Origin of the sequence: Allobosea sp. LjRoot9 (assembly GCF_964252745.1) — a bacterium.
Lineage (GTDB): Bacteria > Pseudomonadota > Alphaproteobacteria > Rhizobiales > Beijerinckiaceae > Allobosea.
In genome coordinates, this window is sequence record NZ_CAXUPC020000013.1 from 126,283 (window position 1) to 141,260 (window position 14,978).

15 protein-coding genes are annotated in these 14,978 nt (G+C 66.4%); 4 read left to right on the plus strand and 11 right to left on the minus strand.

Annotated elements, in window-relative coordinates:
* Window positions 1–10: 10 nt before the first annotated feature.
* The 8 genes from ACSQ3P_RS30075 to ACSQ3P_RS30110 all read right to left on the minus strand — a co-directional run bounded on the left by ACSQ3P_RS30075 (window position 11) and on the right by ACSQ3P_RS30110 (window position 8,688).
* Window positions 11–1,846, minus strand: coding sequence for a methyl-accepting chemotaxis protein (locus ACSQ3P_RS30075; protein WP_436169091.1), 1,836 nt, complete (start codon window positions 1,844–1,846; stop codon window positions 11–13).
* A gap of 138 nt (window positions 1,847–1,984) precedes the next feature.
* Window positions 1,985–2,494, minus strand: coding sequence for a chemotaxis protein CheW (locus ACSQ3P_RS30080; protein ID WP_069693956.1), 510 nt, complete (start codon window positions 2,492–2,494; stop codon window positions 1,985–1,987).
* Window positions 2,495–2,496: 2 nt separating this feature from the next.
* A complete protein-coding gene (locus ACSQ3P_RS30085; RefSeq protein ID WP_436169092.1) occupies window positions 2,497–4,869 on the minus strand; it encodes a chemotaxis protein CheA in 2,373 nt (790 codons plus the stop codon).
* A 9-nt stretch (window positions 4,870–4,878) separates the two neighbouring features.
* A complete protein-coding gene (locus tag ACSQ3P_RS30090; RefSeq protein WP_069692559.1) occupies window positions 4,879–5,238 on the minus strand; it encodes a response regulator in 360 nt (119 codons plus the stop codon).
* 5 nt (window positions 5,239–5,243) lie between these two features.
* Window positions 5,244–5,558, minus strand: coding sequence for an STAS domain-containing protein (locus ACSQ3P_RS30095; protein WP_311914149.1), 315 nt, complete (start codon window positions 5,556–5,558; stop codon window positions 5,244–5,246).
* A 134-nt stretch (window positions 5,559–5,692) separates the two neighbouring features.
* Window positions 5,693–6,160, minus strand: coding sequence for a response regulator (locus ACSQ3P_RS30100; protein ID WP_069692561.1), 468 nt, complete (start codon window positions 6,158–6,160; stop codon window positions 5,693–5,695).
* A 73-nt stretch (window positions 6,161–6,233) separates the two neighbouring features.
* Window positions 6,234–7,688 (minus strand): methyl-accepting chemotaxis protein, encoded by a 1,455-nt coding sequence (locus ACSQ3P_RS30105; protein WP_436169093.1) that lies wholly within the window; start codon window positions 7,686–7,688, stop codon window positions 6,234–6,236.
* A gap of 97 nt (window positions 7,689–7,785) precedes the next feature.
* Complete coding sequence (locus ACSQ3P_RS30110; protein WP_436169094.1) at window positions 7,786–8,688, minus strand: DMT family transporter; 903 nt, start codon at window positions 8,686–8,688, stop codon at window positions 7,786–7,788.
* Window positions 8,689–8,890: 202 nt separating this feature from the next.
* Here ACSQ3P_RS30110 and ACSQ3P_RS30115 point away from each other — a divergent pair, with 202 nt between their 5' ends.
* The 4 genes from ACSQ3P_RS30115 (at window position 8,891) to ACSQ3P_RS30130 (ending at window position 11,744) form a co-directional block, all read left to right on the plus strand.
* The gene (locus ACSQ3P_RS30115; RefSeq protein WP_436169095.1) at window positions 8,891–9,637 is read left to right on the plus strand and encodes a superoxide dismutase; all 747 of its coding nucleotides are present in this window, start codon (window positions 8,891–8,893) and stop codon (window positions 9,635–9,637) included.
* 150 nt (window positions 9,638–9,787) lie between these two features.
* Window positions 9,788–10,780, plus strand: a complete 993-nt coding sequence (gene mbfA / locus ACSQ3P_RS30120) for an iron exporter MbfA (protein ID WP_436169096.1) — start codon at window positions 9,788–9,790, stop codon at window positions 10,778–10,780.
* Window positions 10,781–10,878: 98 nt separating this feature from the next.
* Complete coding sequence (locus ACSQ3P_RS30125; protein WP_436169097.1) at window positions 10,879–11,370, plus strand: SRPBCC family protein; 492 nt, start codon at window positions 10,879–10,881, stop codon at window positions 11,368–11,370.
* 23 nt (window positions 11,371–11,393) lie between these two features.
* Window positions 11,394–11,744 carry an ArsR/SmtB family transcription factor gene (locus tag ACSQ3P_RS30130; RefSeq protein WP_436169098.1) on the plus strand — a complete coding sequence of 117 codons (351 nt, stop codon included), beginning with the start codon at window positions 11,394–11,396 and terminating at the stop codon, window positions 11,742–11,744.
* On the opposite strand, the gene ACSQ3P_RS30135 is transcribed toward ACSQ3P_RS30130, so the two are convergent.
* The 3 genes from ACSQ3P_RS30135 to ACSQ3P_RS30145 are packed head-to-tail and all read right to left on the minus strand — an operon-like array spanning window position 11,741 to window position 14,966.
* Window positions 11,741–13,138 carry an AtzE family amidohydrolase gene (locus ACSQ3P_RS30135; RefSeq protein ID WP_436169099.1) on the minus strand — a complete coding sequence of 466 codons (1,398 nt, stop codon included), beginning with the start codon at window positions 13,136–13,138 and terminating at the stop codon, window positions 11,741–11,743. The two genes, ACSQ3P_RS30130 and ACSQ3P_RS30135, sit on opposite strands and share 4 nt — an antisense overlap.
* Complete coding sequence (locus ACSQ3P_RS30140; protein ID WP_436169100.1) at window positions 13,135–13,359, minus strand: DUF4089 domain-containing protein; 225 nt, start codon at window positions 13,357–13,359, stop codon at window positions 13,135–13,137. The genes ACSQ3P_RS30135 and ACSQ3P_RS30140 overlap by 4 nt, the downstream gene beginning before the upstream one ends.
* A complete protein-coding gene (locus ACSQ3P_RS30145; RefSeq protein WP_436169101.1) occupies window positions 13,356–14,966 on the minus strand; it encodes a regulator in 1,611 nt (536 codons plus the stop codon). Before ACSQ3P_RS30145 ends, ACSQ3P_RS30140 begins: the two co-directional genes overlap by 4 nt.
* Between the last annotated feature and the right edge of the window lie 12 nt (window positions 14,967–14,978).

Genomic DNA, 14,978 nt, shown 5'->3' on the forward strand with positions numbered 1-14,978 from the left:
GACCTCGACACTAGAATTCCGACCATTCCTCGGCGCGACCGCCGCCTGCCACGCGACGACGAAGAGCCATCTTCTGCGGCGCAGCCGGCTCCGACCGGCGCGTCTCGACACGGCGCGGCAGGTGCGCCGGCTCTGCCCTGACCTGCACTCCGCCGAACTGCGGGGCCGTCTCCGTCTGGAAAAACGCGACGAGGTTCTTTAGCGTCGCGATCTGCTCCATGAGTTCGCCGGCCGAGGTCGCGCTCTGCTCGGCCAGCGCCGAGTTCGCCTGCGTCGTCTCGTCCATATGCGCAACGGTCTGGCTCATTTCCCCGATGCCATGCGCCTGCTCGGCAGTGGCCGACGAGATCTCGACGATCGTCGCGGAGACCTTGCCGGCAGCCGTGACGATCCGGTCCAGCGCCTCGCCGGTCGAGCGCACGAACCGCACGCCCTCCCCAACCTGCTCGTTCGAGCTCGCGATCAGGGTCTTGATGTCCTTGGCCGCCTGGCTGGAACGCTGGGCGAGCGAGCGGACTTCCGATGCCACCACCGCGAAGCCCTTGCCGGCGTCGCCGGCGCGCGCCGCCTCGACGGCTGCGTTCAACGCCAGCAGATTGGTCTGGAAGGCGATGCCTTCGATGACGGAGACGATCTCGGAAATCTTGACCGACGAATCCTCTATCCGCTCGATCGCACCCACCGTCTTGGAGACGACGGCCTTGCCGTCCTCAGCGACGCCCATCGCCTCGCTGGCGAGGTCCGTCGCCTCGCGCGAGCGTGCCGCGCTCTGCTTGACGGAAGCCGCGAGCTGTTCCGTCGTCGCTGCCGTTTCCTCGAGATTGACCGCCGTCTGCTCGGTGCGCTGGGCAAGGTCGCCGGCGCCGGCATTGATCTCGAGCGCAGCGCGCGAGACATGGGCGGCTGTCGCCTGGATCGTCGCCACGGTCTGGGCGAGATGCTCCATCGTGCCGTTCAGGCTCTGCTTCAACTCACCGAAGCGGCCGCGATAGGCGCCCTGCACGCGCGACGTCAGGTCGCCCTCGGACAATCCGCCGAGCACGCCGGCGAATTCGCCGACCGCGTCCTCGACGAGCGCATTGATGCTGTTGATGCCCTCGGCGATCCGCATCAGCGCCTCGGGCTTGCCGGCCAGCGGAACACGGCGCGAGAAATCGCCGCCAGCGGCAGCCGAAACCATGTCGGCGACCTCGGCCGAAGCCGCGAGTTCGTCGGTGAGCTCGAGCCATTCGACCGCGGTGCCGAAGCGGCGTCCGTCGGCATGCATCACGGCGGTCAGCGAGAGCGAAACGGTGCGCCGGCCGAGCGCGAAGCGAATGGCATCCTGGCCGGTATGCGCGAGACCCGGCTGGCTGCGCACGCTCTCCATGACCTTGCCGAGCATGTCCTTGGCCGAGCAGCCCGGGAAAGCGGCGCGGAAGTCCTCCTGCGCCCCGGTGAAGAATTTGAGCAGCGAACTGTTGACGTAGACGACACGGTCTTCGGAGTCGCAGACCATGACATTGGTGCGGCAACCGTCGAGCGCGGCCCGGATACGGGCGGATTCGATCGCCTTGTCATGGATGGTCTTGAGCGCACGCCCGATCTCGCCAATCTCGTCGCGGCGCTGCAATCCGGGGATCACCGTATCCTCGCCTTCTGCGATCGCGACCGCTGCATCGCGCATCGCCGCGATCGGGCGCTGGGCCCGATAGGCGAGCAGCCAGCCGAGCAGTGCGACGACGCAGAGCGCGATCGCGCTCAATGTCAGGATCTGCGGCGACGCGGCAGCGAGCATGCCGCCGGCGACCTGCCAGACACAGGCTCCGACCGCTCCACCTGCGATGAAGACCGCGCCGACGACCATGAGCGGTAGCCTGACCGACAGCCTGGAAAGGGAACCGAGGGAACTGCCCATTTTTATCGTTTCTGTCTTGGCGTACGGTTCTGTGGTGTGCGGTTCTTCCTGACGCTGAACGCAACCCCTTCTGGAAGTGGACCTATTTCAGGCGGCGCGGGCCGCCTTCGCCATCGCGCCCTCGGTGCCGCCGTCGCGGATCACAGCCGCGAGATCGAGCAAGGCGACGATATCGGTGTCGAGCAGGACGAGGCCTTCGATCAGGCCATGCTCGTCGCGCTCCAGATCGGGCGCCGGGCGAACCGCGCTGACCGGGACGTCGACGATGTCGGAGACCGAGTCGACCAGCAGGCCCGCGACCTTGTCCTCGATGTCGACGACGACGATGACATGGGTCGCCGTCGCGTCGGTGAGGCCGAGTCCGATCGAGGTGCGCAGGTCGTAGACCGCCAGGATCACGCCGCGCAGGTTGAGTACGCCGCGCACATGAGGTGCCGCATGCGGCAGCGGCGTCGTCGCCTGCCAGCCCTTGATCTCGCGTACCATGCCGACATCGATGCCGAAGGTCCGATCGCCGACCTTGAAGGTGACGATGCGGCGCACCGCCGATTCCGGCTGCGCCGACGAGAAATGCTTTTCGCCGAGTTGAAGGGTCATGATCATCCAGCCATTTTCAGTGCGGGAACAGATGGGCGGCCGCTGGAGGCGGCAAGGCGTAGCATCGAGTCGACGTCGAGAATGAGCGCGACGAGGCCGTCTCCGAGAATGGTCGCGGCAGACGCGCCGTTGACCGTGCCGTAATTGCCTTCGAGGCTCTTCACCACGACCTGCTGCTGGCCGACGATCTCGTCGACCGCGATGCCGACATTGTCGCCGCGCTCGGTCTCGGCGATGATGATGATGTTCTCGTTGGGCGTGCCGGTCGAGCCCATGACCGCGCCGAGCCGGTGCAGCGGCGTGACCTCTCCGCGCCAGCGCAGAACCTCCTGGCCGAAGGTGAGGTGCTCGATCGGCGTCGAGGCGAGATGCTGCGTCTCGATCACGCTGGCGATCGGGATGACGTAGCGGTCGTCGCCGCAGCGGATGACCATGCCTTCCAGCACCGCCAAGGTCAGCGGCAAGGCGAGTGTGAACTTGCAGCCCCTGCCCGGTTCGGAATCCACCGAGATGCGCCCACCGAGTGACTCGACGTTGCGGCGCACCACATCCATGCCGACGCCGCGCCCGGAGACGTCGCTGATGACTTCGGCGGTCGAGAGCCCGGCGGCGAAGATCAGTTGATCGATCTCCTCCGGCGCGAGCTTTTCGTCCTGTCCGACGAGACCGCGGGATTTCGCCTTGGCGAGCAGCTTGTCGCGCCCGATGCCGCGCCCGTCATCGGTGACCGAGATCACGATGCGGCCGGCGCGATGCTCCGCGACAAGCTTGATCGTGCCCTCTGGGTTCTTGCCGGCGGCGATGCGGTCTTCCGGCGTCTCCAGCCCGTGATCCATCGAGTTGCGGATCATATGGGTCAGCGGATCCGCGAGTTCCTCAATGATCGTCTTGTCGACCTCGGTGTTCTCGCCTTCGAGAACGAGCTTCACTTCCTTGCCGAGCGTCTGCGCCAATTCGCGCACCAGGCGCGGCATTCGCTGGAACACGGCCTTCACCGGCTGGGCGCGGACCGCCATGACATGGTCCTGCAATTCGCGCGTCTGACGCGACAGCGTCAGGATGCCTTCGGCCGTCTTGGCGTGGACATCATAGGGTAGCGAACGCACGCATTCGACCAGCATGGACTGGGTGATAACGATCTCGCCGACGAGGTTCATCAGCTTGTCGATGCGGTCGAGATCGACACGCACGCTGACGGCCTGGCGCTGGCGCGCGGCGGCCGCATCATTGGCGGGGGCACGCGCCGCCGGTGTCCTGGACGGCGCCGGAGCAGCCTCCGCAATGGCCTGGACCGGGGCTGCGACTGGCGCGGCGGTCGGCTGGATATCGGGTTCCGGCACGCTGGTCGGAGCCGGCCCCAGCCTGGCGAGGATCGCAGAGAGATCAGCAGCGACATTGGCCGAGACTTCGGCCTCCGGCGCGGCGGGAGCCTCCTCGGCCGGCTCGGCGTCGTCATTCGCGGCAGGCGGCGAGAGCGTCTCGATCTCGAACTCTTCGGCGGCGAGCGTGAAGTCGAAGCGGCTGTAGATATCCTCGACCGAAAGCTCGGTGCGCAGCGTCACGACGAAGCGCATATGGCAATCGGTGACGTCGAGCGTCTCCAGCGGAGGCACCTGGCTCAGATCGCAGACCACCGAAACGATATCCTCGGCAGGCAGCGAACCCAACACGACACGCGGCTCGATGACGCGGCGAAACAGGTCTGATTCCGGGCTGATCCGCAGGCAGATATCGCGGCCGGGCTTGTCGGCGGGCGACGGCGCGGCGGCGGCGGCCGGCTCGTCGTCCCAGCCGTCATCCGAGCGCGCGGGAGCGACGCCGGTCTTGGCCTCGACCATGGCGAGCAGATTGCCGAGCGCGGCGATGCCAGGAGGAGCGTCGTCAGCGGCAGTGGACGCCGATTTGGCAGGCGACGGCTTTGCAGCCTCCGCCTTGGCGGGCTCAGCCTTGGCGGGTTCGGGCGCGGCGGCAGCAGGGGCTGCGGCGGCCGGCTTGGGTGCCTGGCCGACCCGCTCCAGTGCTTCCAGCAGATCGGGCCGCGCATGGGCGACCTCGTCGTTGCGGGCAGCGGAAACGAGGTCGGCGACAGCGTCTGAGCAGCGCAGGAACAGGGAGAACGGCGCATCCTCGATCGCGACACGGCCCGAACGCAAATGATCGAGCGAGGCCTCGAAGACATGCGCGAAGGCGACGAGCTCGGTGCAGCCGAAGGCGCCGGCCCCGCCCTTGATCGAATGGATGGCGCGGAAGGCGGCGTTGACGTCTTCGGGATCGGTCGATCCCTCATCGAGAGCCTGGAGCTTCTGCTCCAGTGCGCCCAGGAGTTCTTCGCACTCCTGGAAGAAGGTCTGCTTGAGTTCCGCCAACGGGTCCATCAGCCAGCCTCAGTTCTGATAGCGGGCGACGAGGCCGAGCAGGGTCGTAGGCTCGAACGGCTTGACCATCCAGGCGCTGGCGCCGGCGCGGCGACCTTCCGCCTTGATCTCGGCGCCGTTCTCGGTGGTCAGGACGATGATCGGCGTGTTCTGCCCGGCGGGCCTGGCCCGGCAGGCCCGGGTGAATTCGATGCCGTCCATCAACGGCATGTTGAGATCGGTGATCACGAGATCCGGCTTGAACTTGTCGAAAGTGGTCAGTCCCTCCTCGCCATTCTCCGCGGCGGCCACTTCATGGCCGGCATTGCGCAGCGTCAGGCAGAGCAGGCTGAGCAGGGTCTTGGTGTCGTCGATAGCCAGGATCTTCATCCATATCACTCCAGAACGAGAGCGCTTCGAGCGGGGTCGAACCCGATCGCCTGCAGGGATTTGCGGCATTCCTCGGAAGCCGCCTTGAGGGAGACCGAGAGACCGCGCGCCTTGGCGCTGAGCGCGGCAGAATGCAGCAACTGCACCCAGAGGCTGGGGAAAGGACCAGCCTCCGCGCATTCGACGGAGACGCTTTCCTTCTGCTCCAGCGCGACCAGCAACTGGTTGCGAAAGGCAGCAGCTTCGGAGCGACCCAGGAAGGGAGGTAGGGAGACAGTGATGACCACGGCGGCGCGACCCATGAATGTGCCGCTGAGCATCGCGTCTCATTGGTAAAAACTTCGCTAACCAGCGCGCGATGCGTCAATCTTTTGGGCGTTTCTAAGGCTTTTTCGGCGCCCGCCGGCGGGCAGTGGCCCCTGGGCCTCGCCGTCGGAACATTGGGCCCTCGCCGTCAGAACATGTTGTTGCTGATCGCGCGCGGCACCAGCGAGATGCTGCCGTTCTGCTCCTTGTATTTCCGCGGGATGTTGATGATCCCCGACAGATGGAGCCACAGGTTATTGGGCGAGATCGGCTTGTTGATGATCTCGTGCGCGCCGAGCTTGGCGGCATGGACCACCGAGCGCCGGTCCGGGCGCTCCATCATCACCAGCACCGGCGCCTTGGCGAAGGGCGAGGTCTTGAAGGAGCGGATCGATGCAAGGCATTTCATGCTGCCGGAATCGGGTAGGTCCCAATCCAAGATCACGATGTTGGGCTGCTTCTGGATGAACATCGTCGCCGCCGAGGACAGGTCGGACGCCTCGAAGATGCGGTGGAGCTGCGCCTGGTACATCATCGTGCGGATGATGCGCCGATAATGCGGGCTCGCATCGATCAGCAGGACGGAGAGATTCGGGAAAGACGGCGCGATATGCATGACGCTTGCTCGATTCACTCACTCAACACGATGACCGCGGCGTAACGGCGCCGGCAGTCAGAACTCACCTACCTCAAACGCTGAGCCCGAAACGGAACCCGCCCCAGTGCCGGCCCTTGACCCGGATCGGAGCCGAGAGATCTTCCATCACCAGGAACTGGCCGCCACCCATGTCACGCCGATAGGTCTGCAGCAGGAACGGCTTCTGGTTGCGCGCCGCAGCCAAGCCGGTGCGGTCGGCGAAGATGCGCCGGTTGCGGCAATTGGCATTGTTCCAGACCGGATCGCGCCCCTGGGGCTGCGAATATTTCTGGTTATGCGTCGGCAGGAAGCCGTTGCGATCGACCGCCGCGCAGAACACGATGCGGCGGTTCGAAGCCAGCAGCGCCTCCTGGATCGGCGGCAGGATGCGGTCGGTCAGGCCGACGAAGCGCGTCATATGCTGCAGCGGGTCCGAGCCGGCAACCGGCCGGTAGCCCTCGTCGAACAGATCCGACATCGTCAATTCGCCGCGCGCCAGCGCCTGCTCGAACAACACCCCGATCTGCCCGGCCGTCTCCATCGCGGTCGAGATCAGCTCCGATTGCGCGGTGCGTACGCCAGACGCGGCGATGGCGCCCAGGATCGCCTCGCTGATCGAGACGAGCGAGGCGGTGCGCTGCGCCGCGCGATCGAGATTCTCGCTCGACTGGTCGACGCCTGCGACCAGCACCGTCAGATCCTCGCCGACCTTGGCGCAGGCAGCGGCGTTCGCGCGCGTCGGGTTCGAGATCGCGTCGATGTCGCCGATCAGCTCGACAACCGAGCGGCCGAAACTGTCGAGCTCGCCGACCTGCAGCGCGATGCCCTGGCTGCCCTCGCTGGCGCGGCGCGCAGTCTGGGCGTTCTCCTGGCTGCGGCGTGCGAGCTGGTCGACCGATTTGACCAGTATGTCGAGCTGCTTGGCGCTGAGCGCGGTGGCGTCGCGGGTCTGCTCGGCCAATTGCTTCACGGCAGCCGCAATGACGGCAAAGCCCCGCCCGGCCGTGCCGCTGCGCGCCGCCTCGACGCCAGCATTGACCGACAGAAGCTGGATCTCGCGGGTGATCGACTGGATGGCCTCGCTCGACACCCTGACCTTATGAGCGTCGGAGACCGCCTCGGCCAGGGCCTGCGACATCGACTGCGCACCTTGCGACAGCGCCTCGATATCCGATTGCGCCGCGTTGAGCCCGACCCTGACCGCGCCGGTGACGCGCTCCAGCCCGCTCCTGACAACAGACGCCGTTTCCTGCGCCCCCTCCGCCGCCTGCTGGATGGCGCGGTTGGCGCGCGAGACCTGCTCGACGGCGCTGACGACACGGTGCAACCCCTCGGCCTGCCCCTCGAGCTGGCCCGTCACATCGCCGATGCGGCCGGCAATATCGGTGATTTCGACGCCGAGCTTGCCGAAGCGCTCCGAGATCGCGCGCACGGCATGCGCGGCTCCGGCCTCATGCTGCGCGTCCTCATTGGCCGGCTCCGGGACCTTCAGGGCGAGCGCATGCATGGCGGGGGTGACCCTCGGTCGCGAAATTTCCGCCCAGACCGTAACGAAACGCCGTAAACCCGCCGTTAATGCGAAAAACCGGCTCGGGGGCCATCGCTCACCGCGCCGCCTTGAGGCCGGCCAGCGGCCTTGCCGGCAGCAGGATCGTGCCCGAGGCCGCCACCACCAGTACGAGGCCGAGCCAGTCGCTCGGGCTCGGCCGCTCGCCGAGCAGCACGACCGAGCCGAGCACGCCGACAGCGGGAACCATCAGGGTGCCGATGCTGGCGATGCCCGCCGGCAATCGCGCGATCACGGTGAACCAGAGGAAATAGGCCAAAGCCTGCGCGCCCAGGATGTGGAAGCTCAGGGCCGCGAATGTGCGCGGCGCCAGCATCTTGGGCACCGGCAGCCCCTCGAAAGCGAGCATGCCGAGCGCGGCGACCGCGCCGCCGATAAGGAGCTGCCAGGCGGCCACCGTCAGGGCCGGCGCCGAGACCGGCCAGCGCTTGGTCACGATCGTGCCCAGGGCCCAGCTCAGGGCGGCGATCAGCGCGAATAGCAGGCCGAGCGTCAATCCGCCGCCACGGATCAGCGGCAGCCCGAGCGATGCGAGCCCGGCGATGCCGAGTGCGAGCCCGAGCAGCTTGCGCCGATCGAACGCCTCGCCCAGCCAGAGCCGCGCCAGCAACGTTGCCCAGATCGGCATGGTGAAGGTCAGGATCGCGGCGCGCGACGTCGGCGCCATCAATTGCGCGAACGCGAGCAGGACGTTGAAGGCAGCGATCGAAAGAAACCCCGCCAGCAGCAAACGCGGCCATTCCGGGCGCCGCACGCGCAGCGATTGGCCACGCAAAAGCGCAATGACGACCAGCGTCAACCCTGCGAAGGTCATGCCGCCGGCACGAAGCGTCCAGGGTGCGATCTCGCTGAGCGATATCCTCACGGCCGGCCAGTTGAAGCCCCAGAGCAGGCCGAGCAAGGGAACGAGAAGGAGCGTGCGCGCGTTGGTCGAACTCATGCCACGATTATGGCAGAGACGCGGTGCCGGCCGTCATGCGAAGTCGTCGGCGCTATGTGCAAAAAAGCAGCAGATGAGGTGTCCCGGAAAGCCGCCAGCACCGCAATTTTTTGAACGCCCCCCTCTGCATCCGCAGAACTGTTGCGTGCATAACGTATAGGCACGGCCGAGCCAGCAAGCCAATCGGCCCATGGAGGATGTCATGACCATCGCGACTTCGTTTTCCCGCCGCTCGCTGCTCGGATTCGGCGCGGCCGCCATCGCTGTCTCGGCCGCCCCCAGGGTCTGGGCCCAGGCCGCGGCGCCGGCGGCTCCGGCAGGGCCCTTCTCATTGCCCAAGCGCGCTTATGAGACCAACGCGCTCGAGCCCAATATCGACGCGACGACGATGGACATCCATTACAACCGCCACCACGCCGCCTATGTCGCCGGCCTCAATGCCGTTGCCAAGGACCACGGCGTCGTCGCCTCGACACCCCTCCACAAACTGCTCGGCGACATCGGATCGGTTCCGGAAGCGGCCCGCACCGCGATCCGCAATGCCGGCGGCGGACACGCCAACCACACCATGTTCTGGGAGGTCATGGGCCCGAATGCGGGTGGCGCGCCGAGCGGCGACGTCGCGGCCGCGATCACCAAGGATCTTGGCGGCTTCGACAAGTTCAAGGCCGATTTCGAGGCCGCGGGCCTGCGCGTCTTCGGCTCCGGCTGGGTCTTCGTCACCGTCGGCGCCGACGGCAAGCTTGCCTTGCTCGGCAAGCCGAACCAGGACAGCCCGCTGATGGACAAGCACATGGTCCTGCTCGGCAACGATGTCTGGGAGCACGCCTATTACCTGAAGTACCAGAACCGCCGCGCCGACTACCTCAAGAGCTGGTGGAACGTGGTCAACTGGGCCAAGGTCAATGAGCGCTACGCCGCCGCCAAGGCCGGCAAGCTGACCGTCTGAGCGCGCACCGATTTCCGACACCACCACGCCCGGCTGAAAAGCCGGGCGTTTTTCTGTCTTGGTTGCGGCTCCCCGCCAAACATCGTTGTGCCTCTTGCACATCAGCCCGGAGGTCTCTAATCTAGAATTATTCTAAACTAGAGATCTCACATGCTCTCACGCTTCTCCCTGCCCGGCCTCACCGGCAAACGCCGCTTCGACGATCTGTCGGAGAAGGAAATCCTGGCGCTGGCGATTTCCTCCGAGGAGGAGGATGGCCGCATCTATGCGATCTACGCACAGAAGCTCCGCTCCGATTATGCCGCTTCGGCCGCGATCTTCGACGGCATGGCGGAGGAGGAGGACGAGCACCGCAGGCGGCTGATCGACCTCTACCAGCGCCGTTTCGGCGACGTCATCCTGCCGGTCCGCCGCGAGCATGTCTCTGATTTCTACACGCGCAAGCCGGTCTGGCTGATCGAGAATCTTGGCCTCGACCGCATGCGGCAAGAGGCTGAGGACATGGAGCGCCAGGCTCGCGACTTCTATGTCGCGGCGGCCGGGCGTTCGAGCGATATCGACACGCGCAAGCTGCTCGGTGAATTGGCGGCGGCCGAAGCCAAGCATGAGAGCAAGGCGCAGGACCTGACCGCTACGCATCTCGGCGGCGAGGCCCGCGCCGACGAGGACATGGCCGCCAAACGCCAATTCATCCTGACCTGGGTCCAACCCGGTCTTGCCGGATTGATGGACGGCTCGGTCTCGACACTGGCCCCGATTTTCGCCACCGCCTTCGCAACCCAGAACCCCTGGACCACCTTCCTGATCGGCCTCTCGGCCTCGGTCGGTGCCGGCATCTCGATGGGCTTCACCGAGGCCGCCCATGACGACGGCAAGATCTCGGGCCGGGGCGCGCCCTGGAAGCGCGGACTGGCCTCGGGTGTGATGACGATGCTCGGCGGGCTCGGCCACGCCTTGCCCTATCTGATCCCGTCCTTCTGGACCGCGACCGTGATCGCGCTCATCGTCGTCTTCATCGAACTCTGGGCCATCGTCTGGATCCAGAACCGCTTCATGGAAACGCCCTTCCTGCGCGCTGCTTTCCAGGTCGTGCTTGGCGGCGGGCTGGTGCTGGCGGCGGGGATATTGATCGGCGGGGCTTAAGGCTCGCATGCAGAGACGGCTCCGGCCGACAAGCAACCAAATGGTTGCAGGTTGGGGCGGCGATTGCTAGTTAACGAGCAACCAGGAGGTTGCTCGTGATGTCAGATCGCATCGAAAAGAAGGTTCATCTCCGCGCACCGCTCGAACGCGTTTGGCAGGCCATCGCCGATTCCAGTCAGTTCGGCATCTGGTTCGGCGTCGTCTTCGACGGGCCGTTCGTGGCCGGCGCCCGGCTGATCGGGCGGATCACGCCGACGCAGGTCGATCCCGAGGTCGCGGCGATGCAGAAGCCCCATGAAGGCAAGACCTTCACCTTCATCGTGGATCGCGTCGAGCCGATGCGGACGATCGCGTTCCGCTGGCACCCCTACGCAGTCGATCCCAATGTCGACTATGACGGCGAGCCGATGACGCTTGTCACTTTCGACCTGGCAGAAGTCGCCGATGGCGTTCTGCTGACGATCAGCGAGTTCGGCTTCGACGCCATCCCGATGAGCCGCCGCGCCGAGGCCTTCACCGCCAATGATGGCGGCTGGACGAAGCAGGCTGAGCTGATCAAAAAATACCTTGTCGGCACGTCGGCATCGTAGCCCGCCATCGCAGGAAACCGATTATGTCGATCGCCGATCAGGCAACAGGCCATGCCGGCCGCAATGCCCTCGTCTTTGCCGCTTTGGGAGACCCGACGCGACTTGGCATTATCACAGGGCTGGGCGCCCGCGGACCGCTTTCGACCACGAGCCTCACCTCCGCGACACAGCTTTCGCGACAGGCCGTCGCAAAGCACCTTCGCGCTCTGGAAGATGCGGATCTGGTGCACGGCAAGCGCGGTGGGCGCGACAAGGTCTGGGAACTGCGGACCGAGCGTCTGGAGGATGTGGGCGCCTACCTCGCCCAGATCTCGGCGCAGTGGGATCAGGCTCTGGGCCGTCTCCGCGATTTCGTTGAGCTTGGGCGGCCTTAAGCGAGCGTAGCCGGCGCGCGTGCCTCGCAAACTCCCGCCTGCGCCAGCGCATAAGCCGCGCGCAGGCACAGATCCTCGCGCCAGGGCGCGGCGATCACCTGCACGCCGATCGGCAAACCCGCGCCGAATACCGGCACGGCCGCGACGGGCAGGCCGATGCAGGAGATCGGCTGGGTGAACAGGCCGAGATTGGGCCGCAGCGGCACGGTCTCACCACGCAAGCTCAGCGTCTTCTGGCCGATGTCCGGCGCCGGGCAAGGCGTCGCCGGGGCAATGATCAGGTCGACATCGGCAAAGACACGCATCATCGCGTCGTGGAACCAGCGCCGCGCTGCTTGCGCCTGGATGTACCAGGCCGCCGGCTGCATCGCGCCGGCGAGGAAGCGGTCACGCGTCTCGGGATCGAAATCATCCGCCCGCGCCCGCAAGCGCTCGAGATGGAACACGGCGCTTTCGGCATTGGTGATCAGGAAGGCCGCAGCGCGGGCAATGCCCGCCCCTTCCAGCAGCAGATTCCGCGTCGCACCAAGAGCCGCGGCGACCGCCTTCACCGCCGCATCGGCCTCCGGCATGCCGTCGGTCGCGAAATACCCGCCGGCCACCGCGATGCGTAAGCCCGAGATGCCATGCGTCAATGTCGGCAGCACTGGCTCGACCTCCCGTTGCGCGCAGGCGCGATCATGCGCGTCGCCTCCCTGCATCGCGTCATAGGCCAGGGCGAGATCGGTCACGTCGCGGGCGAAGGGGCCGAGATGGTCGAGCGAGTCGCAGAACGGAAAGCTGCGCGTGCGCGGCAGGCGGCCATAGGTGGGTTTGAGCCCGAAGACACCACAGAGCGAACTCGGCACGCGGATCGAGCCATTGGTGTCCGAGCCCAACGACAGCGGAGCGAGCCCCGCAGCCGTTGCGGAACCGGAGCCTGACGACGAGCCGCCAGCCATGCGCGCAAGATCATGCGGATTACGGCAAGCGCCGTCATGGGCATTCTCGCCGGTGAAGTCATAGGCGTATTCGCCCATGTTGAGCCCGCCCATGAGCACCGCGCCAGCCGCGCTCAGCCGCTCGATCAGCACGGCGTCGCGCGGCGCCGGCACGCGCTCGCGATTGATCTTCGAACCAGCCCGCGTCGACAGGCCCTCGATGTCGAAGAGATTCTTGGCGGCGAAGGGCACGCCCGCCAAAGGCCCGAGCATCTTGCCCGCAATGCGCGCCGCATCGATCCTCCGCGCCTGCGCCAAAGCCCGCTCAGCGGTGACGTCGGTAAATGCGTTGACCTGCGGATTGACCCTGGCGATCCGGTCGAGGAAGCCGGTGACGACGGCCTCGGCCGAGACCGCGCCATCCTTGATCTGCGCCGCGATCAGATGGGCCGGCGTGAAGGCATCGAAACTCACGCAGGCTCTCCGTCACTGGTCCGCCCCGGCCGAAACACGGGCGCGAGCTCGAAGGAGGCGTCGTCGAGCGGCGCGGCGCGCAGGATCTCCGACATCCGATGCGCGACGCGCAGGAACTGCAGCACGCCGGGGCGCTGCTCCCCCGTGATCGTCAGGCCCAGCGCCGGAGCCATCGCGTCGAGATGGCGCGCGGCGTCGAAGGCAGGTTTCGCCCCGCTCATTCAGCCGGCTCCAATACGCCCTGCGGTTCGGAGATCATCGGTTTGGGCGCCTCGGCCCCAACCAGCGAGCGCGCGCAGAGATAGAGGAAGCCCGCCACCATCGCATAGGCGAGGCTGATCGAGGGTGTGACGCCGAGCCCCTTGCCGATGCCGATCGCCTCGCCATGCATCAATCCGAAATAGGTGAGGACGGCGCCTGCTGCCGCGAACGCCGCCGCGTGCAGGAATTGCTTCTCGATGACGAAGACGGCGATGGCGCCGAGCACGAGGCCCGACAGGATCGCGCCGCCGCCCATCAGTTCTAGCCCGTGATAGAGCACGCCCATATTGGCCATCTTGTCGATGCCGACCGCCGCCGCATTGGTGCCGGCGGCCCCAAGCGCCCCGTCGATCAGCACTTTGGCCCAGGCGGCGAGATGCGGCGTCAGCGCCAGCACGATCGCCGGCGCATGGCTCACCGGCGTGGTCTGGAAGGCCTGCGCACCGATCAGCATGCCGATATAGAGCAGGATCGGCGAGATCGCGACGATCGGGATCAGCGCCAGCAAGAGCGCGATGACGCCAAACCAGCACAGCACGACGACGATCAGCCCGGTCGCGGCGGAATAGCCGATGCGCCCGCCCATCGCCTTCCAGCCGGGATGGCCGATATAGACCGCGTTGATGAAGGGGTTGCCCATCAGGCAGCCGATCAGGCTGACGATGCCGTCGGCCGTCAGCACCCGCGTCGTCGGGTAATGGTCGCCGGCAGCCTCCGCGCTCTCGACATTGTCCATCGCCTCGACGAGATCGTAGATGCCGAAGGGGATCGCGGTGACGAGGATGACGCCGAGATAGCTGAAGCCCGAGAAGACATGGTCGACAGCCGGCAGCGGCAGCGAGAAGCCGAAGGTCGAGAAGGCCGCGCCGAGCTTGGCGAGGCTCAAACCACCGACATCGAGCCCCAGCAGCGCCGAGCCCCAGGCAATGACCATGCCGAAGGCGATGGCGACAAGCCCCGCCGGAATGCCCCTGGGATAGCGCACGCCACCGAACCAGCTCACCAGGATGATGGCGAGGCAGACGAGCCCGATCGCCGGCGTCAGAAAGATCTCCAGCGCCGGACGCATCGAGATGAAGGCGATCGAGACGCCGGCCAGCGTGCCGAGCAGCGCCGCGCGCGGCGTGATCTTGCGGATATAGGGCGCGATGAAGCCGCCGATCATCAGGATGAAGCTCTGGAAGAAGACCCAGACGAGCCCCGCCTCCCAGCCCTTGACCGGATCGCCGGTCATCGAGGCGATCGGCAGCATGATCACGAAGGTGACGACGAACATATGCGGCACGCTGATGCCCGAGGGCAGCGCGCAGACATCGTCGCGGCCGGTCTCCTTCGCCAGCTTGTAAGCGAGCCAGGCATAGTAGCCGGTCGAGAGGGCCATCATCAGCCCAAGCGCCGGCAGGATGCGCCCGAAGACGATCTCGCCCGGCATCTTCAGCACGAATTGCAGCAGGCCGGTCAATACCAGCAGGTTGACCAGGATATTGGTGCCGAAGCCGAACAGGGCGTTCCAGTCGCCTGGCGTCCAGAGTTTCGGTGAGGTCGTCGCCGCGGTCGCCGTCGCCATAGCCCCCTCCTG